This is a genomic window from Rhodococcus sp. MEB032 (genome assembly GCF_030208925.1).
Lineage (GTDB): Bacteria > Actinomycetota > Actinomycetes > Mycobacteriales > Mycobacteriaceae > Rhodococcus_F > Rhodococcus_F qingshengii.
On record NZ_JARVSY010000001.1, the window covers coordinates 153,930 to 179,026 of the forward strand.

General features: G+C 62.5%; 24 protein-coding genes. 12 read left to right on the forward strand and 12 right to left on the reverse strand.

The genetic code is table 11. The features are described 5' to 3' along the window. Positions 1-65: 65 nt before the first annotated feature. Positions 66-1,883: a penicillin-binding transpeptidase domain-containing protein gene (locus tag QRN54_RS00735; RefSeq protein WP_285181439.1), complete on the reverse strand. Its 1,818-nt coding sequence runs from the start codon at positions 1,881-1,883 to the stop codon at positions 66-68. 96 nt (positions 1,884-1,979) lie between these two features. Here QRN54_RS00735 and abmR point away from each other — a divergent pair, with 96 nt between their 5' ends. From abmR to QRN54_RS00755, 4 genes are all read left to right on the forward strand, one after another. Further along, positions 1,980-2,534: an ATP-binding transcription factor AbmR gene (gene abmR, locus QRN54_RS00740; protein WP_003945732.1), complete on the forward strand. Its 555-nt coding sequence runs from the start codon at positions 1,980-1,982 to the stop codon at positions 2,532-2,534. A 218-nt stretch (positions 2,535-2,752) separates the two neighbouring features. Further along, a complete protein-coding gene (locus QRN54_RS00745; protein WP_217018421.1) occupies positions 2,753-4,366 on the forward strand; it encodes an ABC-F family ATP-binding cassette domain-containing protein in 1,614 nt (537 codons plus the stop codon). A 38-nt stretch (positions 4,367-4,404) separates the two neighbouring features. Further along, positions 4,405-4,944, forward strand: coding sequence for a hypothetical protein (locus QRN54_RS00750; RefSeq protein WP_058227338.1), 540 nt, complete (start codon positions 4,405-4,407; stop codon positions 4,942-4,944). Between the two features lie 142 nt (positions 4,945-5,086). Then, positions 5,087-5,857 (forward strand): alpha/beta fold hydrolase, encoded by a 771-nt coding sequence (locus QRN54_RS00755; RefSeq protein ID WP_058039300.1) that lies wholly within the window; start codon positions 5,087-5,089, stop codon positions 5,855-5,857. 18 nt (positions 5,858-5,875) lie between these two features. On the opposite strand, the gene QRN54_RS00760 is transcribed toward QRN54_RS00755, so the two are convergent. Then, on the reverse strand, positions 5,876-7,915 hold the full coding sequence (locus tag QRN54_RS00760) for a heavy metal translocating P-type ATPase (protein WP_285181440.1): 2,040 nt from the start codon (positions 7,913-7,915) through the stop codon (positions 5,876-5,878). Positions 7,916-8,057: 142 nt separating this feature from the next. Continuing rightward, positions 8,058-8,705: a DUF305 domain-containing protein gene (locus QRN54_RS00765; protein ID WP_217018418.1), complete on the reverse strand. Its 648-nt coding sequence runs from the start codon at positions 8,703-8,705 to the stop codon at positions 8,058-8,060. A 216-nt stretch (positions 8,706-8,921) separates the two neighbouring features. Between QRN54_RS00765 and QRN54_RS00770 the strand changes: the two genes are divergently transcribed. Both QRN54_RS00770 and QRN54_RS00775 read left to right on the forward strand, forming a co-directional pair. After that, positions 8,922-9,635 carry a response regulator gene (locus tag QRN54_RS00770; protein WP_081557412.1) on the forward strand — a complete coding sequence of 238 codons (714 nt, stop codon included), beginning with the start codon at positions 8,922-8,924 and terminating at the stop codon, positions 9,633-9,635. After that, positions 9,632-10,753 carry a sensor histidine kinase gene (locus QRN54_RS00775; RefSeq protein ID WP_083058449.1) on the forward strand — a complete coding sequence of 374 codons (1,122 nt, stop codon included), beginning with the start codon at positions 9,632-9,634 and terminating at the stop codon, positions 10,751-10,753. The genes QRN54_RS00770 and QRN54_RS00775 overlap by 4 nt, the downstream gene beginning before the upstream one ends. On the opposite strand, the gene QRN54_RS00780 is transcribed toward QRN54_RS00775, so the two are convergent. Next, complete coding sequence (locus QRN54_RS00780) at positions 10,737-11,027, reverse strand: YiaA/YiaB family inner membrane protein (RefSeq protein ID WP_003945505.1); 291 nt, start codon at positions 11,025-11,027, stop codon at positions 10,737-10,739. The genes QRN54_RS00775 and QRN54_RS00780 overlap by 17 nt on opposite strands. A gap of 163 nt (positions 11,028-11,190) precedes the next feature. On the opposite strand from QRN54_RS00780, the gene QRN54_RS00785 reads away from it, so the two are divergent. Further along, on the forward strand, positions 11,191-12,399 hold the full coding sequence (locus QRN54_RS00785; protein ID WP_285181441.1) for a macrolide family glycosyltransferase: 1,209 nt from the start codon (positions 11,191-11,193) through the stop codon (positions 12,397-12,399). Between the two features lie 6 nt (positions 12,400-12,405). On the opposite strand, the gene QRN54_RS00790 is transcribed toward QRN54_RS00785, so the two are convergent. Beyond that, positions 12,406-12,852 (reverse strand): MarR family winged helix-turn-helix transcriptional regulator, encoded by a 447-nt coding sequence (locus QRN54_RS00790; protein ID WP_037132303.1) that lies wholly within the window; start codon positions 12,850-12,852, stop codon positions 12,406-12,408. A gap of 57 nt (positions 12,853-12,909) precedes the next feature. Further along, entirely contained in the window at positions 12,910-14,316 is a 1,407-nt protein-coding gene (locus QRN54_RS00795; protein WP_042452643.1) for an aminotransferase-like domain-containing protein, read from the reverse strand. Positions 14,317-14,454: 138 nt separating this feature from the next. On the opposite strand from QRN54_RS00795, the gene QRN54_RS00800 reads away from it, so the two are divergent. Next, entirely contained in the window at positions 14,455-15,675 is a 1,221-nt protein-coding gene (locus QRN54_RS00800; protein WP_058227295.1) for a pyridoxal phosphate-dependent aminotransferase, read from the forward strand. A gap of 79 nt (positions 15,676-15,754) precedes the next feature. Here QRN54_RS00800 and purQ read toward each other — a convergent pair whose 3' ends face one another. Together purQ and purS are read right to left on the reverse strand one after the other, a co-directional pair. Continuing rightward, positions 15,755-16,432: a phosphoribosylformylglycinamidine synthase subunit PurQ gene (purQ, locus tag QRN54_RS00805; RefSeq protein WP_003945887.1), complete on the reverse strand. Its 678-nt coding sequence runs from the start codon at positions 16,430-16,432 to the stop codon at positions 15,755-15,757. Continuing rightward, positions 16,429-16,668, reverse strand: a complete 240-nt coding sequence (purS, locus tag QRN54_RS00810) for a phosphoribosylformylglycinamidine synthase subunit PurS (RefSeq protein WP_003945817.1) — start codon at positions 16,666-16,668, stop codon at positions 16,429-16,431. The genes purQ and purS overlap by 4 nt, the downstream gene beginning before the upstream one ends. A gap of 165 nt (positions 16,669-16,833) precedes the next feature. Here purS and QRN54_RS00815 point away from each other — a divergent pair, with 165 nt between their 5' ends. Further along, a complete protein-coding gene (locus tag QRN54_RS00815; RefSeq protein ID WP_285181442.1) occupies positions 16,834-17,481 on the forward strand; it encodes an MBL fold metallo-hydrolase in 648 nt (215 codons plus the stop codon). Positions 17,482-17,489: 8 nt separating this feature from the next. Here the strand turns inward: QRN54_RS00815 and QRN54_RS00820 are convergent, their stop codons facing one another. The 4 genes from QRN54_RS00820 to QRN54_RS00835 form a co-directional block, all read right to left on the reverse strand. Then, positions 17,490-18,851 (reverse strand): Ig-like domain-containing protein, encoded by a 1,362-nt coding sequence (locus QRN54_RS00820; RefSeq protein WP_285181443.1) that lies wholly within the window; start codon positions 18,849-18,851, stop codon positions 17,490-17,492. Positions 18,852-19,078: 227 nt separating this feature from the next. Beyond that, on the reverse strand, positions 19,079-19,783 hold the full coding sequence (locus QRN54_RS00825; RefSeq protein WP_007734443.1) for a DUF2334 domain-containing protein: 705 nt from the start codon (positions 19,781-19,783) through the stop codon (positions 19,079-19,081). A gap of 94 nt (positions 19,784-19,877) precedes the next feature. Beyond that, the gene (locus QRN54_RS00830) at positions 19,878-20,375 is read right to left on the reverse strand and encodes a glutathione peroxidase (protein ID WP_003945816.1); all 498 of its coding nucleotides are present in this window, start codon (positions 20,373-20,375) and stop codon (positions 19,878-19,880) included. A 47-nt stretch (positions 20,376-20,422) separates the two neighbouring features. Continuing rightward, on the reverse strand, positions 20,423-21,361 hold the full coding sequence (locus tag QRN54_RS00835) for an ABC transporter substrate-binding protein (RefSeq protein WP_042452648.1): 939 nt from the start codon (positions 21,359-21,361) through the stop codon (positions 20,423-20,425). Positions 21,362-21,638: 277 nt separating this feature from the next. Here QRN54_RS00835 and QRN54_RS00840 point away from each other — a divergent pair, with 277 nt between their 5' ends. From QRN54_RS00840 to QRN54_RS00850, 3 genes are all read left to right on the forward strand, one after another. Further along, positions 21,639-22,463: a sucrase ferredoxin gene (locus QRN54_RS00840; protein ID WP_285181444.1), complete on the forward strand. Its 825-nt coding sequence runs from the start codon at positions 21,639-21,641 to the stop codon at positions 22,461-22,463. Positions 22,464-22,588: 125 nt separating this feature from the next. Beyond that, entirely contained in the window at positions 22,589-23,866 is a 1,278-nt protein-coding gene (locus QRN54_RS00845; RefSeq protein WP_285181445.1) for an acyl-CoA dehydrogenase family protein, read from the forward strand. Then, positions 23,863-25,086, forward strand: coding sequence for an acyl-CoA dehydrogenase family protein (locus QRN54_RS00850; protein WP_054188015.1), 1,224 nt, complete (start codon positions 23,863-23,865; stop codon positions 25,084-25,086). Before QRN54_RS00845 ends, QRN54_RS00850 begins: the two co-directional genes overlap by 4 nt. Positions 25,087-25,097: the final 11 nt, after the last annotated feature.

The following is a 25,097-nucleotide window of genomic DNA, read 5'->3' on the forward strand; positions in this document are numbered from 1 at the left end:
GATGCCTACGAACGTGTCACGGTTGAGCTACGACGGTGTGATCCAACTGCAACGGAAAACAGGTTTCAGCGCAGAAAAGTGCCCGCTACCTGCACTGCAGGCGAAGAGCTGTCCGCACCCGCGATGAATACCGCAAATGCGAGGTCTCCCTTGATTCCGACGAACCACCCATGTGCCGGGCCACCCTCGGTTTCGGCCGTGCCGGTCTTGCCGAGAAGCCCCGGAATGTCCTGCAACGACGTCGCCGTACCGCCTGTGACGGTCTCGCGCATCATCACCCGCAACTGTTCGGTCACCTCCGCGGGAGCCGGTACAACGGTCTGATCTGCCACGCCGGGCTGTCCCTTGACCAACATCGGCGCGGGTGTCGTTCCGTTGGCGATCGAGGCCGCCACGAGAGCCATCCCGAAGGGCGTGGCGGTCACCGTGCCCTGTCCGATCGCGGACTCGACGCGTTCGGCGGGGGTGTTCGCGTCAGGGACGTTGCCCGTCACCGTCGTGAGTCCGGGGGTGACGTAGTCGACGCCGAGCCCGAACTGCAGCGCCGCTTTGTGCAGAGCATCGGCGGGCAGACCGACGGCCATCCTCGCCATTGTGGTGTTGCACGACTTCGCGAACGCGGTGTGCAGCGGAACCGATCCGAGGTCGAACTCGTCGTCGTTGGGAATCTGACGGCCCTCGATGTTCTCGGTACCCGGGCACGGCAGAACGGTGTCCGATGTAGCGACGCCGGCTTGCAGGGCCGCGGACGTCGTCACGGTCTTGAACGTCGAACCCGGTGGGTACAGGCCGGTCAGAGCGATCGGGCCCTGTGCGTCGGCGGGGGCGGTCTGGGCCACCGCCAACACCGCTCCGGTCGACGGCTGCAGCGCAACGATCGCCGCCTGTTGTGTCACCCCGGCGAGCGCATTCTCGGCCGCGAGTTGCATGGGTCGGTCGATCGTTGTCGCGATGTTCGGAGCAACCGGCCCGTCTTGGCCGGCGACGGTGGTGACGGTTCCGTTCTGCTTCACCTGCTGTACCGCCCAGCCCGCGGACTTGTCCTGCCCCTCCTGCCACAGATCGGACAACCCACTGAAAGTCGGCGACGCCAGAGTTTTGTCCACCGAGAGCAACCGAGCCTGCGGCGCCAAGCTCACTCCGGGAATCGCCGCCAACCTCTCCTCGATCGGTGCAAGATCCTCGGCCCGCAAAGTGATTGCGGTGACCGGCTTCCCACTTGCCGACGCAAGATCGCCGCTCAGCGATGCCGCCGTGATCGTCGGTGCGATGGGCGAGAGAAGGGCCGCCACGGCTGCCGTGTCCACCGGGGGCACCGCGGCGGAATCGAGATTGACCAGCGTCACCACCTGCTGCTCCATGATCGGCTGGCCCGCCGCGTCCAGCACCGACGGCGGAGCACCGGTGGTGGGTGTGTAGCGCAAGGTCGTCGAGGAGGTCAGGTCCGGAGCCAACAGCGCCGGGTCCCACTGAATCAGCCAGTTGTCCCCGCTTTTCGACGCGTTTCCCTGCGTCGAGTAGTTCCAGTCCTGACCTTCACCGAACTTCCACGCCGCATCGAGTGTGAACGTCCCCGCAGAATCACCGGACTCGGTGGCGTCGGAGACGGTGAATGTTCCCTCGTCCTTGCCCAGCCCGTCGATCAGAGCCGAAATCGCAGTCGACGCCGCCGCCGGATCGGTGGTCAGGGCTGCCGCCGCTTGCACGTCATCGGACGTGAGCGCGGAGGCAAACGCCTCTGCCACTGATTTCGGCTGGTCAGGGCCAGAACTGCAGGCAACTACCGATCCTGCGGCCAATACCCCCAGAGCCACGGCAGCCACGGGACGACGGAAAGTTCGGAAGCTCTGACGAGCGTGTGAAAGGCGCACGACTCCGATCATGCCCGAATTTGTGGCGCCAGTTCGACTATCGGTGTAATCATGTAATCAGTGCAATAAACGCACGCCACACTCCACCAGGTCTCCGAGGAGAACGCCATGAAGAACTCACAAAACTCCGGCGACCGCAGGTTCGGCCGTCCCGGAGGTTGGCAACAGGCGTCGGTTCCCGACGCGAGTGATGCGTCCGACTGGTTTGCCGGTCGACTTCCAGATGACTGGTTCACCGGAACGGCCGACGTCCAGGTCGACCGCGAAGAAATCGTCGTGATCGGTGAACTCCCGGCAGTCGACGGTGGCGAGGCCGCCGCGGACGGAAGGATCTCACGCTTTCGCGAAACCACGCGCGCCGACCGGATGCGCATCGCCGACGAGGCCGAGGCTCGCTACGGGCGCAAGGTCGCCTGGGGTGTACGTCTGGACGAAAAGACCGTCCTGTTCACACATCTCGCAGTTCCGGTGATGACACGACTACGTCAGCCCGAACGCAAGGTTCTCGACACTCTGGTGGACGCGGGTGTTGCTCGTTCGCGAGCGGACGCCCTCATGTGGACAGTCCGGTTGGCGGGCAAGCACAGCGAACAATGGCTCACCGAACTCCGCGAAGCGATGTCGAAGGTCGACGACCTCCGATCCGAGGGTCCGAAAATCTGAAGGCCCGAAAATCTGAGCACCGAACACTGACGAGACCGACAGCACAGAATAATTCGATTGCACGGGACCGTTCGAGTGTTCTAACCTGGAACACGAATCATTCCCGACAGAACAGGAAACGGGCCGTTGCTCCTCTAGAGGTTCATCACGCGAAGGCACTCGCACCCATCAGCACTTGCTGAGCCGGGCGCACAGTCCAAGCACCCTCTGGAGTACTCATGACCCAATCCCATCTTTCTCTGTCGCTCTCGGATCTCACCTTCATCTGGCCGGACGGCGAATCAGTCTTTTCCCACACCAATTTTGTATTCCCCAGTGGCCGTGTCGGTCTCGTGGGACTCAACGGATCGGGAAAGTCGACTCTGCTGCGATTGATCGCAGGAGAGCTCTCACCGGAATCCGGATCCGTGACCGCTTCCGGCGAGGTCGGCTACCTCCGTCAGGACATCACACTCGATCCGAGCGTTCGGGTGGATGACATCCTCGGTATCCACGAACTCCGAAACGCATTGCACCGCATCGAAACCGGCGACGGCTCCGAATCCGACTTTGCGCTCGTGGACAACAACTGGGATATCGAGGAGAGCGCTCTCTCCACCTTGCATCGACTCGGCCTCGAGAAGGTGGCTCCGGATACCGCAGCATTGAGCCGAACTGTCGACACCCTCTCCGGCGGAGAGACCGTCTTACTCGGCCTGACCGCAACGCTGCTGAAGAATCCACAGGTACTGCTCCTGGACGAGCCGACCAACAACCTGGACCGCGACGCTCGATCACGAGTTCATGCTGCAGTCCAACAGTTTCCGGGAACCGTACTGATCGTCAGCCACGACCGGGAACTGCTCGACACCGCGGAGTACACGATCGAACTACGTCGGGGGGATCTACGCGTGTTCGGCGGCAACTACTCGCACTACCAGGAGGTCGTGACCGCTGAGCAGGAAAACGCACTCGCCACCGTTCGCGACGCCAAGGCCGATCTGGCAAAGCAGAGCCGCGAGCTGATCGACGCTCGAACGAAACTGGACCGGCGTAAGCGCTATGGGCAGAAGATGTTCGAGAACAAGCGGATGCCGCCGATCATCGCGCAGACACGAAAACGTCAGGCCCAAGTTTCGGCGGGAAAGCTGGCCCTCAACCATATCGGGAAGGTGGACGAGGCCAAGTCTGTCCTGTCGGAGGCAGAGGAACTCCTTCGAGACGATCGCGAGATTCGTCTGGATCTGCCTGCTACAGAGGTTCATCCGGGGCAGCAGGTTGCGCGGCTCGACGAGGTGCCGTTGCGGAGCGGCCAAGTGGTATCGCTCCAGATCACCGGGCCGGAGCGGATTGCGATAGTGGGACGCAACGGAATCGGCAAGACGACGTTGCTCGATGCACTCGCCGCGTCGACTCCGTTCGTAGCCTCTCGTGCGCTCCCCCAACGTCTAGACGTGTTCGACGAGGACCTCTCGGTGGCGGACAACGTCGCGTTGGCCGCGCCACACGCGACAGCCGAGGAAATTCGCGGGCAGTTGGCACGGTTCCTTTTCCGGGGAACGGATTCCGACGTATCGGCATCCGCACTCTCCGGCGGTGAACGATTGCGTGCGGCGTTGGCCACGATCCTGCTGGCCGAACCCGCGCCCCAGCTGCTTCTTCTCGACGAGCCGACCAACAACCTGGACCTACCGAGTCTCGCCCACCTCACGCAGGCACTTTCCGATTTTCGCGGCGCCATGGTGGTGGTGAGTCACGATCTGCCGTTTCTTCGCGGCATCGGCATAACGCGATGGATCAGCATGGACGAGACTGGTATTCGAGACATCGATCCCGAGTCGGCCGACGGTTGACGCTGTCGGCGCTCGACGGTCTGGCCTACCGTGGGGCGATGTGCCTTCACCTCGACGCAACCGCCGCGCTGTCGCTCGCAGGTTGGGTTCGCGAAGAACCCACTCGATCGGCCTCTGCCCCAGTTCCGCAACCACTGGTCGGCGGTTGTGACCAACTCGTAGTGTGGGCGAGTTCGTTCTCCGTACTTGCCAGCTCCGACGACCAGGTGTGGTTTCTCTCGGCGGAGAACTATGCCGGTGGCGTTGGCGTCAGCGATGAGGCGTTTCCCTGGAATGCGTTCCGGCACGAGAGCCTGGCGGTCGCTTCCGGGCCGGCGGAGCGCGCGGCGATCAACGCCTTCTGGTCCACTCACCTCCCGGTCCTGCTGTCGGTGCGCAATGGGTACGAGTACTTGGCGCTCGCACCCGACGGTCAGGTTGTCCGTGGAGGAGAGCCGGAGTTCGAGGAGGTCACCATCGTCGCCGCTGATTTCGAGGCTCTGATTCGGGGCATAGCCGCAGGCGTCAGCACTGCAGACCCCTCCACCGATGCATTGCTTGGAACAGTGGGTACTGCCCCGCCGGGCAGTGACCGGTAGCTCTGGGGGAGGCCGAGTTGACGGCCCGACTGTTCGTGAGAGTCCACGCCATCCGTCGAATGGGACCGGACGACTACTCGAGTTCACGTGCGTAGCAACTGGCACCCATACTGGACGGGTGTTGCACGACGTGAGAAATCCGGTGGACGGTGCGCGGATCACCTATCAGATCGTGGGCGATGGCCCACCCCTGTTGATGGTGCACGGCACAGCGTTGTCGCGCTCCATCTGGCGTGGCTTCGGGTACGTCAAGGCACTTCAGGAGCAATATCGTCTGATCCTCGTCGACATGCGGGGTCACGGACGCAGTGACAAACCACACGACTCCGATTCGTATGCAATGGATCTGGTGGTCGGCGATCTCCTGGAGATCCTCGACACGGAGTCTCCGTTCGAACCGGCACACGTCCTCGGATACTCGTTCGGCGGACGCTCGGTGATGTCGCTGACAGTCGAGCACTCCGAACGGGTGCGATCGCTGACCGTCGGGGGCGGTAGCAGCCGACCGATGACGGGCGCGTTCGACGCATTGTTCTTCCCGGGTTGCATCGACGTACTCGAAAGCGGCGGTATCGAGGGATTTCTGACCGGTTGGGGCGTGAGGCGCGGCAAACCGGTGGATCCTCAGACTGCGACTGCCTTCCGAATCAATGATGCCATCGCGCTCGCTGCCTACATGCGCCGCGCAGAGAAGGAGCACGGCATCGACGACGCCGTGCTGCAACGGATCACCACACCGGCGTTGTTGTTCGTCGGATCGAGAGATCGCGAGCGCCTGCCGGATACCGAGCATCTCGCGTCGCTGATCCCGGACAGTGCCTTGACTGTGATCGAAGGGGCTGACCACGCAAGCGCAGTCGCAGACTCCGATGCTGTACTGCGTGCGCTCATTCCGTTCCTGAGCCGACAGTAGTCCGCCTTCAACCTCTCGCTACTGCGATGTGAGCACTCTCGACTCCAGCGCGGTCACCGGTGGTTGCCGCAAGTCCAAGCGCCTCAACAACTGGGCATTCGCGGCAACGACCACAGTGGATACCGACATCAGGATTGCTCCGACCTCCATCGGCAGCACGAACCCGACGGGCGCCAGTACTCCCGCAGCGAGGGGAACCGAGATCGCGTTGTATCCCGCTGCCCACCAAAGGTTCTGAACCATCTTGCGGTAGGTGGCGCGGGAGAGCTCGATGACCGAGCTCACCGAACGCGGATCATCGCTGGCCAGAACAACTCCCGCCGACGCGATCGCCACGTCGGTTCCGGCACCGATCGCGATGCCCACATCCGCCTGGGCGAGTGCCGGCGCATCGTTGACCCCGTCACCGACCATCGCCACGCGGTGGCCCGCAGCCTGAAGCCGAGATACCTGCGCTCCCTTGTCCTGCGGAAGCACTTCGGCGAAAACTTCGTCGATCCCGAGCCTGCGAGCCACCGAATGGGCCACGGCCTCCGCGTCTCCGGTGACCATGGCCACCCGCACACCGCGAGCATGGAGGGCGTCGACGGCCAATGCTGATTCCGGGCGAATCTCGTCGGCCAATGCCAATGCGCCGATTACCTTCTCGTCACGCACTACATGCAGGACGGTCGACCCGTCACTGAGCCACTCTTCGGTCCCCGGGATCGCGGTGGCCCCGACCGATCGCAGCATCCCCGGTCCGCCGACACCGACGCGTGCACCGGCGACGTCCGCAGCAACCCCGATCCCGTTGTGCGCCTGAAAGTCGGAACCCGAAGTGAATTCGAGCGACAACTCCCGCGCCGCCGCGACGACGGCGCGCCCGAGTGGATGTTCGCTGTCGAACTCGACGGCAGCCGCTGCGCTGAGAACGTCGTCATCGGAATACCCGTCGACACCGCGTACACCGACCACTGCGGGCTCCCCCTTGGTGAGAGTGCCGGTCTTGTCGAAGAGAACGGTGTCTACGTTACGCATCGCCTCGAGGGCCATGCGGTCGGTGATCAAGATCCCAGCCCGAGCCGCCCGTTCCGTCGCGATCGAGACGACCAGTGGAATCGCCAACCCGAGCGCGTGCGGGCAGGCGATCACCAGAACGGTGATCGTCCGGGTGACTGCGCTCTCCGGGGTGCCCCAGATACTCCAGGCGATCGCGGTCAGCACTGCCGCGCCCAGTGCGTACCAGAACAGCAGAGCAGCGGCCTTGTCCGCCAACACCTGCGCGCGACTCGACGAGTTCTGGGCTTGTTCGACCAGGCGCCGGATACCGGCGAGCGCGGTGTCTTCTCCCACGGCGGTGACTCGAAGCCGAAGTGCCGAGTCGGTGGCTACCGTGCCGGCCACCACCTGATCTCCGACAGTCCGGCGGACGGTCTTCGACTCGCCTGTAATCATGGATTCGTCCATGTCGGCGCTTCCCTCGACCACCGTTCCGTCCGAGGGAACACGGGCCCCGGGACGAACTATCACCAGGTCGCCGGTCGCCAGAGCTGCGGTGGGCACGGTTTCCACCGATTCCCCCACCACCCGTTCTGCCTCGTCGGGCAGCAAAGCGGCAAGTGAATCCAAGGCGCTCGATGTCTGACTGAGCGAACGCATCTCGATCCAGTGGCCCAACAACATGATCACGATCAGAAGCGCGAGCTCCCACCAGAAATCGAGAGTGTGATCCACCCAGTGCAGACTCGCAGCCCATGACGCGAAGAAGGCCACGGTGATCGCGAGCGCGATCAACAGCATCATTCCCGGCTGCCGAGAACGGATTTCGGCAACAGCGCCGGTGAGGAACGGCTTGCCACCCCAGAAGTACATCACCGTGCCGAGTACCGGTGAGATCCATTCCACCAGAGAGTTTTCCGGCAGTGTGTACCCGACCAGATCAGCGAACATCGCGTCTGCCGCAACGACCGGAACCGCGATGACCAGCATGACTGCAAACAACGTCCGGAACTGTGCGACGTGACCACCGTGTGCCCCATGCTCCATCTGGCCATGGCTCATCTCGCTATGGTCCATCTGGCCATGGTCCATCTGACTGTGATCCATGTGGCGGTCATCCCCTCGCGTGTGATTGCAGCACAGCACCGGTCAAGCCATCAGCCTCGAACGTATGCCCAGGTAGCCACCCGAGCAAGGTCACGCGGCCAAGGCCTCCTGTTCAACTCCCTTTCAACATCGCTTCCATCTGAGTGATTTCCGCCTGCTGACCGGCAATGATCGCTTCTGCCATCTTCTCCGCCGACGGGTCGAGCCCGTTGTCGAGTTCGGTCTGGGACATGGTGATGGCACCCTTGTGGTGCTCGATCATCATCGTCAGCCACAACTTGTCGAACTCCGCGCCACTGGCATCGGTGAGGGCGGTCATGTCGTCGGCCGACATCATTCCCGGCATCTCGGCCATCCCGACGCCGTGTCCCGCGTGCGCCGACTCATCCATGCCCTCCATCGAACTCGACGAAGGCTCGGGGCGTCCCCACTCAGACAATTCGGTCATCTGAGCCATCTCCGGGCCTTGCGCTGCCTCTATCTGTGCTGCAAGAGAGAGAAGTTCGGCATTGTCGGTTCGACCGTCGACCATTCTGGCCATGTCCAATGCCTGCGCGTGATGCGGGTACATTCCTTCGAGAAACTCGATGTCGGCGGCATTGACACCCGCAGGAATCTCCGACTGTGCTGCGACGCTGGTTGTTTCGGAAGAATGGTTGATGCTCTCCCCGGAGTTGTCCGAGCATCCGGCAATCAACAGTGCTGCCGCTGCCACAACCGGAACGAACCGCGCGGCGCTCTTCCTGACCGTCAAAGACATGTTTTCACTCCCGAGAATTGATTCTGTTCGATATGCACTGCACCACAATTGATTTGACAAGAGTGCTGCACATGCACAGTTGCCACGTTACCGGCGAAAATCCACCGCGAAGCCCGATAACCGGCTCGAACAGGCTTCCTTCATCGAATCTTCACAGTCGAGTGGAAACCACCACGCGACAGCAATGCAGACACGCAGTCGACTAACCTCGGTCTGATGAGCGCCGAACTACGACCTGGCGAGGAACCGGGGCGCGTTCTTGTCGTCGACGACGAGACTGCCCTCGCCAAGGTTGTCGCCAACTATCTGACACGCGAAGGATTCACCGTGCGCCTCGCCCACGACGGGCCGAGCGCAGTACGTTCGGTGCGCGAATTCGAGCCCGCGCTGATAGTGCTCGATCTAATGCTCCCGGGCTTCGACGGCATGGAAGTCTGCCGACGAATCCGTACCTTCTCCGATGCGTACATCCTGATGCTGTCCGCCCGCGGTGAAGAGTCGGACAAGGTGACGGGTCTGGCGGCCGGCGCTGACGACTACGTGGTCAAACCCTTCGGCCCCCGCGAACTGGTTGCGCGAGTGAAAGCACTGCTCAGACGGCCACGCGCGTCGAGTTTGCTGCCAAAAGTGCTGCCGACGCCTCCCGGTCTCGACATCGACGTCCTGGCCCGCACGGTCCGTGTCGACGACACCCTGGTCGATCTCACTCCCACCGAGTTCACCCTGTTGTCCGCGCTTGCATCCCGACCCGACGCTGCCTGGAGTCGGGCCGAGATCATCACCTCGGTGTGGGGCTCGTCCTGGTTCGGGGACCAGCACATCGTCGACGTCCATGTGCGTGCATTACGCCGCAAACTCGGCGACGACGCGACCGATCCTCGGTTCATCAGAACCGTCAGGGGCGTCGGATACTCCCTGAGGTCGTCATGAACGCGGTCGTCATGAACGGGGTCGTCATGAAGAAACTCGGGCTACGCGGAAAACTGCTGCTGGCGCAGCTTGTCGTCCTGTTCGTCTCCTGCCTCGCCATCGCCGCAGTCGCCATTGCCGTCGCTGCCCCGCTCTTTCACAACCACCTCATGATGGCCGGCATCGAAGACTCGAATGTCCGTACCCACACCGAAGAGGCATTCGCTCAGACCATGACCATCGCACTGTTGTGCGGGATCGCGGTCGCACTGGTGGGCGCAAGCATCGCCGCGGTCTACATCGTCCGACGCATCACGGCCCCGATCTCAACGCTGGCGGAGGCGGCTCAAAGCGTCGCAGACGGGAACTTCGACGTGACTATCGGCAGGTCCGACGTAGATGCCGATTTCACGCGTCTCGAAACTGCCTTTGCCGACATGGCGGCACGCCTTGATCATTCGGATCGGGTCCGCAAACGCCTGCTTGCCGATCTTGCCCACGAATTACGCACTCCGGTATCGACTTTGGCTGCGTACGTGGACGGCATCGAGGATGGCGTCCTCCCCACGGACAACTCTTCATGGTTGGTCATGCGCGATCAACTCGAAAGACTGCGTCGGCTCTCTTGCGATCTGGCGGACGTCTCCGCGGCCGACGAACACGCTCTCGAACTCGATCGCCGAGACGAGAAGATCGACGACATCGTTTGCAGCGCAACGGCAGCAGCGGCGCCACGTTTCGCCGATCGTGGAGTCGAATTGACGACCGCGCTACCTCCGCAACCGATCACGGCCGAGGTCGATCGCCAACGAATCGAACAGATCCTCGCCAATCTGCTCGAAAACGCGTTGCGGCACACTCCGAGCGGAGGTTCGGTGACGGTGACACTCGCACGGGAAGGTGACCACCTCTCGGTGTCCGTCACCGACACCGGTGACGGAATTCCCGCAGACCAACTCGAATCAGTCTTCGACCGTTTCCATCGCGGTGATCGATCCGACGGTTCCGGTTTGGGGCTCACGATTGCGCGCAGCCTCGCGCTCGCACACGGCGGCGATCTGTCGGCGCTCCGAAACGAGCAACCTCTCGGCAGCACGCTGATCCTCACCTTGCCGACAGGTTTCAGGCTGCCGCTTTGAACGGATCGTGCTCGGCGATCAGCTTCTCGAGTCGAGCCTCGTCCACTCGAACCCTGACTGTGGATGCCTCCTGCTGATCACGAATCACCTTGGCCAACGTGAACGTACTGGTGACCAAGAACAGCAAGGACATTCCGAGAAATCCGCGTTGCCACGCATCGATCGGAAGATACGCAATTCCGAGGAGGGTGCCGACAAAACTGACGGCAAAGGCTATTCCGGCCTGAAGATAGAAGGCTGCAGTGGTCTTCGAGGGTGTTGTCGGTGTGCTCATGCTTCGAAGTCTGCTCGCCCATCCCGGCACTCGGATGCGTAGTCCTACTCGAGTGCGCTCGGTACTTCCCCGGCAAAAATCAGATGCCGTTACCCATCCTGGTGGATAGTCTCGGTCCGGTATCCGGAGTTGTTCCAGAACAGTCAGACGGCAGGAGTGATCGATGACCCGCAGACATATAGCCATGGTGAGCATTCCGGCACCGGGCCACGTCAATCCGAGCCTGGCGATCATCGCGCGTCTCGTCGCCGCCGGTCACCACGTCACCTATGCCAACGACGAGTCGATGCGTGAGATCATCGAGGCGACCGGGGCCGAATTCGCACCGTACGTCTCCACGCTGCCCAGCCTCGTCCCTTCTCCCGACGGCGCCGAACCCGAGAAGAGCTGGGACGGGGATCTGATCGATCAGTTGACGATTTTCCAGGACGATTACGAGTCGATGCTGCCGCAGCTACGCCGAATCTACGAAGACGATCGCCCTGACCTCTTTCTCTACGACATCGCCGGCATTCCGGCACGAATACTGGCTCAGCAGTGGGGCGTTCCCATCATCCAGTTGTCGCCGACGTACGTTGCCTGGGACGGTTACGAAGCCGACGCCGCACCGATGTACGACGAAATTCGTTCCGATCCGAGAGGCGTCGACCTGCTCGATCGGGAGACCCGGTTCTTCCGCGCCGAAGGCGTCGAGGTCGATCCACGTGAGTTCACCGGACGCCCACCCCGTGCAATCGTGCTGATCGCAGAATCGATGCAGCCCAACGCCGAACGCGTGAACCGCGACGTCTACACGTTCGTCGGCCCCGCACTCGAACCGAGCAGTCAACCTTGGGTGAACCCGGATCCCGAACGCAAGCTCTTGTTGATCTCGCTGGGTTCAGCATTCACCGATCATCCGGATTTCTACCGCACCTGCGTCGAGGCTTTCGGCCAGATGGACGGCTGGCACGTCGTCCTCCAGATCGGAAAGCAGGTGCAGATCTCAGATCTCGGACCATTGCCCGACAACGTCGAAATACACCGTTGGGTACCGCAGTTCGCGATTCTGCAGCAGGCCGACGCGTTCGTGACCCACGCGGGTATGGGCGGATCCAGCGAGGGACTGGTGACCGGGACACCCATGATCGCAGTGCCGCAAGCCGTCGATCAGTTCGGCAACGCCGACTCGCTCGTCGACGCCGGTGTCGCAGTACGCGTCGACAGCGCTACCGCCACGGCAGTAGAGCTTCGTGAGGCGCTGACTCTGGTGAGCGCCGACGAGTTCCGCCGACGCAGCGCGGAGTTGGCAGAAGAACTCGCAGCGGCGGGCGGTGTGTCCCGTGCCGTCGAATTGATCGAAGCCGCTCTACCCGGCAGCGGGCCCGGATAATGTCTGCTACCAGTGCCAGGCGTCGCCGCCCACGTTCTTGATGGTTCGCTGCAGCACAGTGATGGTGGTGACAAACTCCTCTTCGGTGATTCCCTGCATCCGCTCTTCCTGCAGCATCTGCTGTACCCGCGCGGCGCGATCGAACTGCTCGGAGCCTGCATCAGTCGGGCGAAGGACAGACCCGTCTTCGCGCGCCCACCCCAGTTCGAGGGCAGAGTCGACGGCGTCATCGATCACGTCGGTGGATTCGTTCGGACCGATCGTCCGCAAGAGGACAGCGCGCTCCACCCCTTCAGGGTGCAGCGAAAGTTGGTGCAGGACCCACCACCCCGGCTGGGTGACGCCGATCGCTTCGAGTGCTCCGCGCGTGCGCGCGCGAATCGCTTCACCGGCTCGCGCGGTCCAGAATCCGATCGGCTGGTTGGCCGGTGGCTGCATCGCTTGTTTGTTCATGCACACGACGATAAAACCTCAACGGAAGTTCAGGTCAACCACCAGCGAGGTGAAGTTCTACATATGTTGCGTGATTGCTCGGCCGATAATGCGGGCGGCGTCGGGGAACTCACCCGGGTTCGGTCCGGCGTAGTTGAGCCGCAGGAACTTTCCAGTCGGTTCTGCCGGGAACCAATCGTCACCGGCCCCGACGATGACGCCGGCCGACCGGCAGTCCTGCACCACGCGTTCGACGTTCGTGGTGTCCGGGAGCCGAAGCCAGAGGTTGAGTCCGCCTTTCGGTACGGCGTCGAGGTGAGCGTCCGGCGCGTGCTCGCGCAGACTCGAGACGAGGAGGTCGCGTCTGGCCTCGAGTTGGTGACGAAGCCTGCGCAAGTGCGTTCGCCAGGCCGGTTGGGTCACGACGTCGAGCGCTACCGCTTGCAGCATGCCGCTGACGTACATCGAATCTGCCTGTGTATCAGCCAGAATCCGCTCGTACGCCGGACCCCGAGCGATCAATCCGGCAACTCGCACCGATGGGGACACGCTCTTGGTCAGCGCACGAAGGTAGACGACGTGACCGCTGTCGTCTCGTGCAGCGATGGGGCTGGGATCTGCGGTGATTCCGAAGTCGAGCGCCGAACTGTCCTCGATGAGGAATGCGCCGTGCCGACGGACGGTGTCGAGAACCTTGTCAGCCAACGACGGCGACCACAGCGCTCCGGTCGGACTCGCGAAGCTCGGTTGTGCGTAGAACGCACGGGCACCGGTCTGTTCGAATGCACGCGAAAGCTCTTCAGGATCAGGACCGTTGGCGCCGCTGGAAATCGGAATGACCGTGACTCCAGCCTGTGCGGCGGCCAGGATCGCTCCCCAGTAGGTCGGCGATTCCATGAGCAACGGACGTCCCTCCCCCACCAACGCGCGAAAGGACGTCGCAAGCCCACCCTGACTGCCGGGAAGTACAACCACGTCGTTCGGCCCCGGCGGAGTGATCCCGGCAGGAGTGGCGGAACCCAATTCGGAGGCAAACCAGGACTGCAGTTCCGGAAGCCCGGCAGCGAGGGGCCGATTGAACACGGCGTCGGTTCGCGTCGCCCTGGTGAAGGCTGCACGAACCAGACCTTCCGGCAACAGCTCTCGGGCCGGATAGCCGGAATGCAGCGCGATCACGTCGTTGGAGGTGGACTGCAGCGCCATGGGCAACTGCAGACGATAGTTCGGCGATCCGAGCGCCGCTGTCTGCCACCCGTAGTCGTTGGGTCGCACGACGCGCGCCGCGCGCACGAAGGTCCCCACACCGGGACGAGCCTCCACAACCCCCTGAGATACCAGTGTTCGCAGCGCCTTCTGCACGGTGACCGGACTCGCCCCGTGCAGGCTGACGAGCGACCGAGTGGACGGAAGCTTCGCGCCTGGAGGAGCCGTCGCGATCCACTCACGCAAGGCTGCGACGATCCTCGAACTGCTATCATTGGACATGTCGAATCATAGTAGCGCTACTCTTCTTTCGCCGCTAGCGCTATCGCGAATCAATGTCCGTTTCCAGACCGAACCCTGAGGCGCCCTTCTCATCTGAAACACAACTCACCCACCCGAACCGGAGAGGTACGTAACCGCGTGAACACACCCATCGATCAGGCCCGCAAGCTCGAGAATGTCAGGTACGACATCAGAGGGCGAATTCTCGACAAGACCGAAGAACTCGAGGATCAGGGACACACGATCCTGCGACTCAACGTCGGCAATCCGGCCCCCTTCGGGTTCGAAGCTCCGGACGAAATCATGATGGCCATGATCCGCAATCTCCCTACCGCGCAGGGATATTGCGATTCTCGCGGACTGTATTCGGCGCGCACTGCGGTGGTCCAGTACTACCAGACGCGGGGTATCACCGACGTCACCGTCGACGAGATCTATCTCGGAAACGGTGTGTCCGAACTGATCACCCTGACGATGCAGGCCCTCTGCAATCCAGAGGACGAGATCCTGATTCCCGCTCCCGACTATCCCTTGTGGACGGCTTCGGTTTCACTTGCCGGCGGCACGCCCGTCCACTACCTCACCGATGAAAGCCAAGGCTGGGCACCGGACTTCGACGATCTGGAAGCTCGGATCACGCCGCGCACCCGAGGGATTGTCGTCATCAATCCCAACAATCCGACGGGCGCCGTCTACTCGACGGAGGTGCTGCAACGCTTCGTGGATCTAGCGCGCAAACACGATCTGATGCTCTTCGCCGACGAGATCTACGAAAAGATCGTCTACGACGGCCGATCCATGACAAACCTTGCGACGATGACCGGGCGAGACGTTCTGTGTCTGACGTATTCGGGACTGTCCAAGGCCTACCGCGTGTGCGGATTCCGAGCCGGATGGCTGGCCGTCACCGGACCACTCGAGCGGGCGTCGAGCTTCATCGAAGGCATCAAATTGCTGGCCAACATGCGAATGTGTGCCAACGTGCCGGCGCAGCACGCTATCCAGACTGCACTCGGCGGACGCCAGTCCATCGAGGACCTGTTGCTTCCACAAGGTCGGCTGACGGCCCAGCGCGATCTCGCACACACCACGCTCAACAGTATCGACGGGATCAGTTGCCAACAGGCCGACGGGGCGCTGTACCTGTTCCCCAAGCTCGACGTCGACAAGTTCGGCATCGTCGACGACGAGAGGTTCGTTCTCGATCTACTGGAATCGGAGAAGATTCTTGTCAGCCACGGTCGCGCGTTCAATTGGATCGAACCCGATCACTTCCGGTTGGTGACTCTCCCCAACACCGACGATCTCTCGACGGCACTCGAGCGACTCGGCAACTTCCTCAGTTCCTACAGCCAGTAGCTCTGGGTACCGGGCCCACATACGACTGAACGCCGACCGGATTTCCGGTCGGCGTTCAGTGGTGAAAATCAGCAGGCGATCAGGCAGTGACGATCGCGTCGAGGGCCGAGTAGAACAAGCCCAATCCGTCGTCACTGGGACCGGTGAGAGCCTCGGTGGCGTGCTCGGGGTGCGGCATCAAACCGACGACCCGGCCGTTGGCCGAGGAGATGCCGGCGATACGACGCTGCGAGCCGTTGGGGTTCTCCTCCGAGTAACGGAAGACGACGCGGCCTTCGCCCTCGAGTTCGTCGAGAACCTTCTCGGACGCCTGGAAGCGACCTTCACCCGACTTGAGGGGGATGAGGATCTGCGCGCCGGCCTCGTATCGCGAGGACCACGCCGTGTTGTTGGCTTCGACCGTCAACCACTCGTCGCGGCAGATGAAGTGCAGACCCTGGTTACGGGTCAGTGCACCGGGGAGCAAACCTGCTTCGCAGAGGATCTGGAAACCGTTGCAGATGCCCAGGACCGGCATGCCGCCCTTGGCTGCTTCCACAACCTTGCCCATCGCGGGAGCAAAACGTGCGATCGCGCCGCAACGAAGGTAATCGCCGTACGAGAATCCGCCGGGAACGATGACCGCGTCGACACCCTTGAGGTCTGCATCGCCGTGCCAGAGTTCGACAGCTTCACCGCCGGCCAGGTTCACTGCCCGCGCCGCGTCGATGTCGTCGAGCGTGCCGGGGAAAGTGATTACTCCGATACGTGCGCTCATGCCTCGACTCGCCTGACGGTCCAATCCTCGATCACCGTGTTGGCCAGCAGGCCTTCGGCGATCTTCTCGAGTTCGGCGTCTTCGACACTGCCGTCGATCTCCAACTCGAACCGCTTGCCCTGACGGACATCGGATACTCCTGCAAAGCCCAGGCGAGACAGTGCCCCGACAATTGCCTGTCCCTGGGGGTCGAGAATCTCGGCCTTGGGCATGACTTCGACGACGACACGGGCCACGTGCTGCTCCTCGGTACTAGTGCGCGAACCCGGAGTGAAACGCTCGGGTGATGGCCAGTTTACCGGGCGGACCCGAGATGGTTCGCATCGAGTGATCGGGGCGTGACGGCCACCACCTGTGAAACCCGCCTGCGAGTCCCTTCGGGGCGGCGCATACTCGAAATCATGCGACTGACACATTTTGGCCATTCCTGTGTGCTCGTGGAGTTGAACAGCTCGAAGATCCTCTTCGATCCCGGCAACTTCTCGCACGGATTCGAAGGCATCACCGGCCTCGACGCCATCCTCGTGACACATCAACACCCCGATCACGCCGACCCTGCGCGGCTGCCCGAACTGGCCGAAGCGAATCCCGACGCCGTGCTCTACAGCGATCCGCAGACGGCTGAAAAGCTCGGTGGGCGCTGGACCGGCGTCCGGCCGGGCGACCGGTTCAGCATCGGCGACGTCGAGGTGACCGGAACGGGCGGAGAGCACGCAATCATCCATCCGGACCTACCGATGATCGACAACACCGCGTTCCTCCTCGGTGACGCCACCAACCCGGCACGGTTCATGCATCCCGGCGATTCCCTCTACGTCCCCGAACATAAGGTCGACGTTCTCGCCCTCCCCGCCGCCGCACCGTGGCTCAAGATCTCGGAGGCCATCGACTACCTCCGCGCGGTGGCGCCGCGCGTTGCGGTTCCCATTCATCAAGCGATCATCCGCGACGAGGCCGCAGGCATCTTCTACGGTCGCTACTCGGAAATGGCTGCCGACGGCACCGAGTTCCGAGTTCTCGGCGAGGAGTCGAGCGTCGAAGTCGCCTGATTCGGTTCTCACGCACTCACATCGACGATGATCCAGCCGGTGCTCGTGCCACCGGCTGCGTCGGTGAGTGTGTAGAGAATCCTGTCGGTGCCTGCCTTCGTTCCGGCTTCGAACACCACTTCGCCGTTTTCGAGCTTCACGGTGCCACCGAGAAGTGACGTTGCCCCGACGCCGGTCACTTTGATCGAATCTCCGTTGCTGTCATGATCATTCGCGACGGCGTCGACGGTGACTGTGCCGCCTGAGCGGACCCGCGCGGTGTCGAGTGCGGCGTACGGCGGGATCGGGCTTGCCGTGTACCGACCGACGTCGTCGAGTCGAGCCGAGGCAACCTCCGCCGCATCGACGATGGCAGCGAATTCGGTGCCGTCGAAGCGCGAGAGCTCGTTGCCGTTCATGATGGTCGATCCCTCGGCGCCGCCGCCGTGGTAGTCGTCGGCATAGAAGTTGTGGCCCAACTCGTGGCGGAGAACGCGGCTGAAGTTGCCGTCGGACTCGGCACCGACATGCGCGTAGCTGTGGTCGAGTTCGAACTTCGAGTAGTAGGCATTTCCGCCACCGGATGCGCACACGACGGTCGCCTGATCGACACTCGACCCGACCTGATCGGACCACAGATCTTCCAACTGCTCGAGATTTTCACAACTGCTCGAGTACGGATCATCGGCGGAATCTGCCCGCAGGACAACTCGACCGAGGACCGGCCGAATCCCGACGTCTCTGATCCAGATGGCAGCGGTGCGGGCCATTGATTCCTCGGCCCGATCCAGAGCGACGGCGGCACTGCCTGCGCCGTGCGCGGAGTACCACTCGCCACTGAGGTCCAGTCCGACCACGAACTGCTTGACCGTCTTGCCGACCCTTGCGGCCGAGGCCGGCGCAATGGCCGCGGTGGGCCACTTGGGTTTTGCGTCGATCGGCGCCGTGCTGCGACCGACCACCTCGGATCCGACGAACTCTATCGAAACACCACGATCGAAAATCACCTGCCCTCGCAGTGTTCCGGCGGAGTCGACGATGGCCGAGACGATTGCGTCCGGACGCCCTTCCACGCTGCCGATGTACGAACGGGGCGCCGGGATCACCGCGTCGGTCAGCTCTCCGTCGCTGTCTTGCACAGCCATCGAGAACTCGGATCCCCGCAGGTTCATCTTGTGAAGGCGCAGTGTGAGTTGCTCACCTTCATCGTCGACGGTTGCGGTGCGGACGCCATCGCTCGACCCGCCGTCGACACTGCCCGTCGGCAGCGTGTGAACCGCGCCGGTCGGAGCGGCAGACGCGAGCGCCGGAACGAACGCAGCACAGACGACTGCGCCCACAGCCACGGCGACAAGACCCTCGGCCGACTTGGAGAACACTCTCGTGCGCATGGCGAGATCCAAATCCCATCTACTAGCGGCAGATTAACTGCACGCACTCTAGCAGTGGGAGAGTTGGCTGACCCAGCGCTCTAATTAATCGTCCGTTTTATGCGATTTTGACCCACTCTGCACTACTACCAGCAAGGAAGTGGAGAAACGCGAAGAGTCTGCCCGCTCGGACAACCCGGACAGACGACATAGTCTCGTAGCTATCAAATAGTTGCCAACTGCCGAATTCAGGCAGCGCCGAGCTCCTGAGACGGGGAGTTCCACCGATACACCTGCGAGTCGGCTTCGTGGAAGAGGGCAAGGTCGACGGCGTCGAGGACGGCCTGACGTGGGCCCTCGTTTCCCAACTGCTTGGCCGTGATCGACAATCTGACCAGCCCCCCACGTTTGGCGGCACGCCCGGCTCCGAGAACCAATGCGCGACACCACCACGGCTCGGCCTTGAAGCCTTCGCCGATCCCGAAAACCCTTCCCCGTTGCAAGGTTCCGCGGGTCAGATCATGTACTGCCCCGAGGCCTGCCATCGTGCGAAAGCCCGTCTCCGGCAACACCGACATGGCACCGGGCGATGCCACCCAGCGCGGCGGTGCGAACACCCGGGTCCGAAGGCCTGCATGCTCGAGAACGCGGTCCGCAGCGAGTAGTCGCAGTTTCGCTTCGTGCTTCGACAGAGTGGCGAACTCGGCTCGGCGACGCTTGGTCGCGGCCTGGTCGTAGCCGTGCAGAACGATGGCATCGCCGTGCTCGCGACGCTCACGCAGCCAAGCCGTCGTCACCGCGTCGTCGGCCAGTCGGTATTTGTCCTTCAGTCGCGGCGCCACCAGGAGCGACAAGCGGACACCTCGAGTGTCCATCTCGTCTGCGAATCCGGCAGCGAGATAACATGTCTCGTCTCTGATTCCGGATACCGACACGATCAGTTCTGCGGACATACTCCGATAGTGGCAGCTGTGGGTGAACAGCACACTGCCGCCGGATGATCATCCGGCGGCAGTTTTCAGCGCACCTACTGGTTCTTGGAAACCTCTAGTTCTTGGGAAGCGCAGCTTCGATCGCGGCGACAACCTCGGGTGCGTCAGGCTCGGTCCGCGGACGGAAGCGGTTGACGACGGTGCCGTCCGGTCCGATCAGGAACTTCTCGAAGTTCCACTGAATGTCTCCCGCAGCGCCTTCGGCGTCGGCCGCCTTGGTGAGCTCGGCGTACAGCGGATGCTGGTTTTCGCCGTTCACCTCGATCTTCTCGAGAAGCGGGAACGTGACGCCGTAGGTAGTCGAGCAGAACGTCTCGATCTCTTCGGCGGTACCCGGTTCCTGCCCCATGAACTGGTTGCACGGGATACCGATCACGGTCAGACCGCGATCGGCGTACTCGCTGGCCAGCTTCTCGAGCGCCGAGTACTGCGGGGTCAGTCCACACTTGGACGCGACGTTGACCACGAGGACGGCGCGGCCGTCGTATTCACCCAAAGAGGTGGGCACGCCACCGAGGGTGTTGATCGCGATGTTCTGTACTGGAGTTGTCATAGGCTCCAACTTAGCGACTCTCTCGCGCACTGCTCCTTCGCGCACTGCTAATTCGACGCTCCGAGAATGCGATCGAGGTCGTCCAGAACGGTGAGGCCGCCGAGCGGTCCGACGCCGGTGATCCAGTAGGACATGTCGACCAGATGCGGGTTCGGGAAGAATCCGGCGTTGTCTGCGACGGCCTTCGGCATCGTGCCGGCATCGGCCGGTTTCGCGGAGGTGACCAGGATGAGGTCGGCGTTGGCTCCGGAGACGAATTCCGGGGAGAGGTCGACGGAGATCGAGTTCTCCCAGTCGCGTGCGGGAATCGTGAGTCCAGCACATTCGAGAGTGCTTCCGGCAAACGACGTGGGTCCGTACAGCGTCAGAACGTCGTCGCGTGGGCGGATCAGCTGAGCGGTCTTGCCCTCGGTGCTGTGCTTGCTCGCCACTTCCTCGCAGCGTGCCGTGTAGTCACCGAGCAGTTCACCTGCCTGATCGGTCTTGTTCAACGCCTCTGCGACGAACTGGACGTTGTCCTGCCACGGATCGGTCTGAGTTGCCATGTAGACGGTCGGTGCGATGGCAGCGAGCTGCTCGTACAGATCACCGTGCCGCGATTCCGTTCCGATGATCAGGTCCGGGCTCAGTGCGACGATCTTCTCGAGGTTCGGTGCCGCGACGGTTCCGACCATCTCGATCTCCGCCGCCTTCTCACCGAGGTACGCCGGAACGCCGGTCGTCTCGCTGAGTACCGCGGTGCCCACGGGAATCACGCCCAGCGCTACCGACGTGTCGAGCTGAACCGGCTCGAGCACGACAACTCGCTGCGGATCCGTCGGTACGTCGGTAGTTCCGCGGGCGTGGGTGACCGCGTGCACGGTGTCGGCAGACTGACTGCCGGTATCCGTCTTGTCGTCACTGCCACACGCCGTTGTCGTTGCCACTATGGCGGCGAGGACAAAACCACCCAGCATGTACTTCGTCCGCGAGTTACTGCGTTTCATTCACAAACTCCTGTTACCGACTGCTTCCGACCGTCACAGCCACGTGCATTCACCGCGGCTGAGCAAAGGATTCACCATCCAATAGTCTGGTGAGCCTAACCTACGAGACTGGAGCCTCATCATGTCTTCCCTCCCCTGCCACAGCGACGGTGTCCTGGGGAAAGGATCTATGCAGTGCCTTTCGGAATTTGTCGCCAATCCGCAAACCAGTCGACGCCCTCACGCCTGTACACGGCAGTCGTCGACCGCCGGCGAACCTATGGTCGGTCGCGCCGGAATGACACATCTGTGGGTATTGATCGAGCACCCCGGCCCCTGGCCGGCGTCCGCCCCTGACGACGTTCTCCCCGTCGCGCTCACCGAAAAGATCTACGCAGCGCAGGGCCGTATCCGTGTCGTGGTGATCCGGCGGACCCGCAACCGCCGGGTGCTCACCCCGACGTGTGTACTCGCCTGGACGGACGGCACACGCCAATGGATGCGGGAAGGGGCGGTCGACCGATACGAGGACCTGTCGGTACTGCCGTTCGAATCGATGGCCACCGGAGCGGAACCCGACTTCGGCCGCTCCCGCACGGAACCGCTCTTCGCAGTCTGCACGCATGGAAAGAAGGATGCGTGCTGCGCGGAACTCGGCCGCCCGGTCGTTTCGGCGCTGAACGCGGCACAGATCGCAGATGTGTGGGAATGCAGTCACATCGGCGGAGATCGTTTCGCGGCCAACATGATTGCGTGGCCTGCCGCAGTCTATTTCAGCCGACTGGACGGCAACTCCGCAATCGATGCTGCCGAGAAATACCTAGCCGGAGAATTGGAGCTGCTGCACCTGCGCGGCCGGGCGGCACTGTCACAGGCCGCTCAGGCAGCCGAACATGCTGTCCGACGCGCCACCGACATCGTCGCCACGGACGCACTCGAGAGCATCAGGGAGAGTGTCGACGGAGAACACACGACTGTCGATCTTCGGTTGGAGGGGAGAGACTTTCGCGTCGTCGTTCGCTCCGGTCCTCCAGGGCTGCCGTTCCGACATGATTGTGGTGCCGGAGGGACCGTCGAATGGAGCGGATGGACCGTCGAGCACGTTCGCGAGCAACCCCACTGACCACTCGATTTCGACAAGAGTGCCCGGCAGGCCATCGAACCGAGATTTGCGCTGACTGACAACACTTCGAATCAGGTCGCGATGAAGGATCGACGCCCCTGGTGTTTACAGCTTGCATTCTTCCCATGACCACCGCACTGACGCCGAATGCCGTACCCCGGTCTGCTGATCCGATCAAAAGTGAGGTCGACTACGAAACACTGGCAGAGAAATTCCGTCCGATCTTCGCGGACATCGCACAAGGCGTCGTCGAACGCGAACGCGATCACGTGCTTCCCTTCCAACAGATCGACGCACTCAAGAATGCAGGCTTCGGCGCCGTTCGGGTGCCGACAACACACGGTGGATCGGGTGCGAGCATCCCGCAATTGATCCGCTTACTAGTCGAGCTGTCGAGCGCCGATTCCAATATCACCCAGGCCCTGCGCGGACATTTCGCGTTTGTCGAAGACCGACTGGTCGCCGACCCCGGCCCGGAGCGTGACATCTGGCTCCGACGCTTCGCGGAGGGACAGTTGGTCGGCAACGCATGGACCGAAATCGGCGACGTTGCATTGGGCGAAGCCAATACCAAGGTCTCGCCCGCACCCGATGCCGACCATTTCCTGGCGAACGGGGCAAAGTTCTACAGCACGGGTTCCATCTTCGCCGACTGGATCGACCTGTACTCGCAGCGCACCGACACCGGCGCATTCGTGATCGCGGCGGTCGAGGCGAGACAACCCGGTGTCACACACAGTGACGATTGGAACGGGTTCGGTCAGCAGACGACTGGCTCCGGTTCGTCCGTCTACGAGGACGCAATTGTACAGCCGGAGAACATCTTCGACTTCTCGACGCGATTCAAATACCAGACCGCGTTCTACCAATTGTTCCACCTCGCCACTCTCGCCGGCATCGCCAAGGCTGCGACGATCGAGATCTCTCGTCGAGTTGTCTCTCGTACTCGAACCTTCAGTCACGGCAACGCTTCGAGATACGCGCAGGATTCGCAGATCCAGCAAGTTGTCGGCGAGGTGTCCTCTGCTGCCTTTGCAGCCGAGGCCGTTGCACTGCACGCAGCACAGTCGTCCCAATGGGCTTACGAAGCCGCATTCTCCGGCTCGCCGGAGGAAGAGAAGGCCGCCAACATCGCAGCCGAAATCGATTCGGGGCGAGGGCAAGTCGCCTCGATCGGACTCGTCGTGCCGGCCACGGCCAAGATCTTCGACGCACTCGGTGCTTCCGGAGTCAGCCGCGACCTCGATCTCGATCGATTCTGGCGCAACGCCCGCACCGTCGCCAGCCACAATCCGGTCGTCTTCAAATCCAAAGTTGTCGGCGACTACGAAATCAACGGAACCGACCCGATTTACGTGTGGGCCATCGGGACCGCACCGACCGAAAAGGATGAACAGGCATGACCGTGACCAGTGAAACCGAAGTCTTCGTCGGCGTTCCCGACACATCCGAGGGCTGGATCGACCGGGCTCGCGAGGTGAGCAACATCCTTGCCGCCGACGCACTCGCCCGCGACCGAGCCGGCGAACCACCGTTCCGAGAAGTTCAGCTGCTCAAGGACAGTGGTCTTGTGACGCTCCTGGGCCCGGTCGAGTTCGGCGGCGGCGGGCAGCGATGGGAGACCGCCTACAAGGTGGTTCGGGAGATCGCCCGCGCCGACGGCTCCATCGGACAACTGCTCGGATACCACTATCTGTGGGCATGGGCAGCCAGATTGGTCGGAACCGATCCGCAGATCTCCGCTGTCGAGGAGCTGTACACGAGCAACCGATTCTTCTTCGGCGGCGCGGTCAACCCTCGAGACACCGACCTCACCGTCGCGGACCGCGGAGACACCCTGGTGTTCAACGGTGTGAAGTCGTTTTCCACCGGCGGCCGAGTCACCGACCTCACGGTGCTCGAAGGAATCATCGACGGAACTGCGACGCATGTGTTCGCAATCGTGCCGACTGCTCAGGACGGCATAGTCTTCCGCGGTGATTGGGACAATCTCGGGCAGCGCCTCACCGATTCCGGCAGTGTCGAGATCAACGACGTCGAGGTCGACTGGGCAAGTGCGGCAGGCTTTGTCGACAAGGAATTCCAACCTCTGGTCTACAACACCCTGAACTTCCCGGCGATCGAGATCGTGTTCGCCAACTTCTACCTCGGGATCGCTCGTGGCGCACTGGACACTGCCGCCGAGTACACCCGAACCCGTACGCGTCCATGGCCGTACGGCGGTGACAACCGCGAAATCGCAACCGACGAGTGGTACCTCCGTGAGGGCTACGGCGACTTGCAATCCAAGCTGTGGGCAGCGGAGGCCTTCGTGGATCAGGTCAGCCGTGAGGCCGACGCCGTGCTCCACGACGCTCGCGAAAACCTCACCGAGCAGGCTCGCGGCGACCTCGCCGTACGCATCGCGGCCGCAAAACTTCGCGCCGCCGACGTCTCCTTGGAGATCAGCAACAAGATCTTCGAACTGACCGGTGCCCGAGCCACGTCCAACGACGTCGGCCTGGACATCTACTGGCGCAACATCCGGACGCATACCCTTCACGATCCGCTCGCGTACAAGCGCCGTGAAGTCGGTAGTCGTTTTCTGACCGGCGAGATTCCCGAACCGACCTGGTACACCTAGCCACGAACAGA

Excerpts from the sequence above, each read along its gene's own strand:
- QRN54_RS00735 (WP_285181439.1), bottom strand. The coding sequence starts at position 1,883 with ATGATCGGAGTCGTGCGCCTTTCACACGCTCGTCAGAGCTTCCGAACT.
- abmR (WP_003945732.1), top strand. The coding sequence starts at position 1,980 with ATGAAGAACTCACAAAACTCCGGCGACCGCAGGTTCGGCCGTCCCGGA.
- QRN54_RS00745 (WP_217018421.1), top strand. The coding sequence starts at position 2,753 with ATGACCCAATCCCATCTTTCTCTGTCGCTCTCGGATCTCACCTTCATC.
- QRN54_RS00750 (WP_058227338.1), top strand. The coding sequence starts at position 4,405 with ATGTGCCTTCACCTCGACGCAACCGCCGCGCTGTCGCTCGCAGGTTGG.
- QRN54_RS00760 (WP_285181440.1), bottom strand. The coding sequence starts at position 7,915 with ATGGACCATAGCGAGATGAGCCATGGCCAGATGGAGCATGGGGCACAC.
- QRN54_RS00765 (WP_217018418.1), bottom strand. The coding sequence starts at position 8,705 with ATGTCTTTGACGGTCAGGAAGAGCGCCGCGCGGTTCGTTCCGGTTGTG.
- QRN54_RS00770 (WP_081557412.1), top strand. The coding sequence starts at position 8,922 with ATGAGCGCCGAACTACGACCTGGCGAGGAACCGGGGCGCGTTCTTGTC.
- QRN54_RS00775 (WP_083058449.1), top strand. The coding sequence starts at position 9,632 with ATGAACGCGGTCGTCATGAACGGGGTCGTCATGAAGAAACTCGGGCTA.
- QRN54_RS00780 (WP_003945505.1), bottom strand. The coding sequence starts at position 11,027 with ATGAGCACACCGACAACACCCTCGAAGACCACTGCAGCCTTCTATCTT.
- QRN54_RS00785 (WP_285181441.1), top strand. The coding sequence starts at position 11,191 with ATGACCCGCAGACATATAGCCATGGTGAGCATTCCGGCACCGGGCCAC.
- QRN54_RS00790 (WP_037132303.1), bottom strand. The coding sequence starts at position 12,852 with ATGAACAAACAAGCGATGCAGCCACCGGCCAACCAGCCGATCGGATTC.
- QRN54_RS00795 (WP_042452643.1), bottom strand. The coding sequence starts at position 14,316 with ATGTCCAATGATAGCAGTTCGAGGATCGTCGCAGCCTTGCGTGAGTGG.
- purQ (WP_003945887.1), bottom strand. The coding sequence starts at position 16,432 with ATGAGCGCACGTATCGGAGTAATCACTTTCCCCGGCACGCTCGACGAC.
- QRN54_RS00815 (WP_285181442.1), top strand. The coding sequence starts at position 16,834 with ATGCGACTGACACATTTTGGCCATTCCTGTGTGCTCGTGGAGTTGAAC.
- QRN54_RS00820 (WP_285181443.1), bottom strand. The coding sequence starts at position 18,851 with ATGCGCACGAGAGTGTTCTCCAAGTCGGCCGAGGGTCTTGTCGCCGTG.
- QRN54_RS00825 (WP_007734443.1), bottom strand. The coding sequence starts at position 19,783 with ATGTCCGCAGAACTGATCGTGTCGGTATCCGGAATCAGAGACGAGACA.
- QRN54_RS00830 (WP_003945816.1), bottom strand. The coding sequence starts at position 20,375 with ATGACAACTCCAGTACAGAACATCGCGATCAACACCCTCGGTGGCGTG.
- QRN54_RS00835 (WP_042452648.1), bottom strand. The coding sequence starts at position 21,361 with ATGAAACGCAGTAACTCGCGGACGAAGTACATGCTGGGTGGTTTTGTC.
- QRN54_RS00840 (WP_285181444.1), top strand. The coding sequence starts at position 21,639 with ATGACACATCTGTGGGTATTGATCGAGCACCCCGGCCCCTGGCCGGCG.
- QRN54_RS00845 (WP_285181445.1), top strand. The coding sequence starts at position 22,589 with ATGACCACCGCACTGACGCCGAATGCCGTACCCCGGTCTGCTGATCCG.
- QRN54_RS00850 (WP_054188015.1), top strand. The coding sequence starts at position 23,863 with ATGACCGTGACCAGTGAAACCGAAGTCTTCGTCGGCGTTCCCGACACA.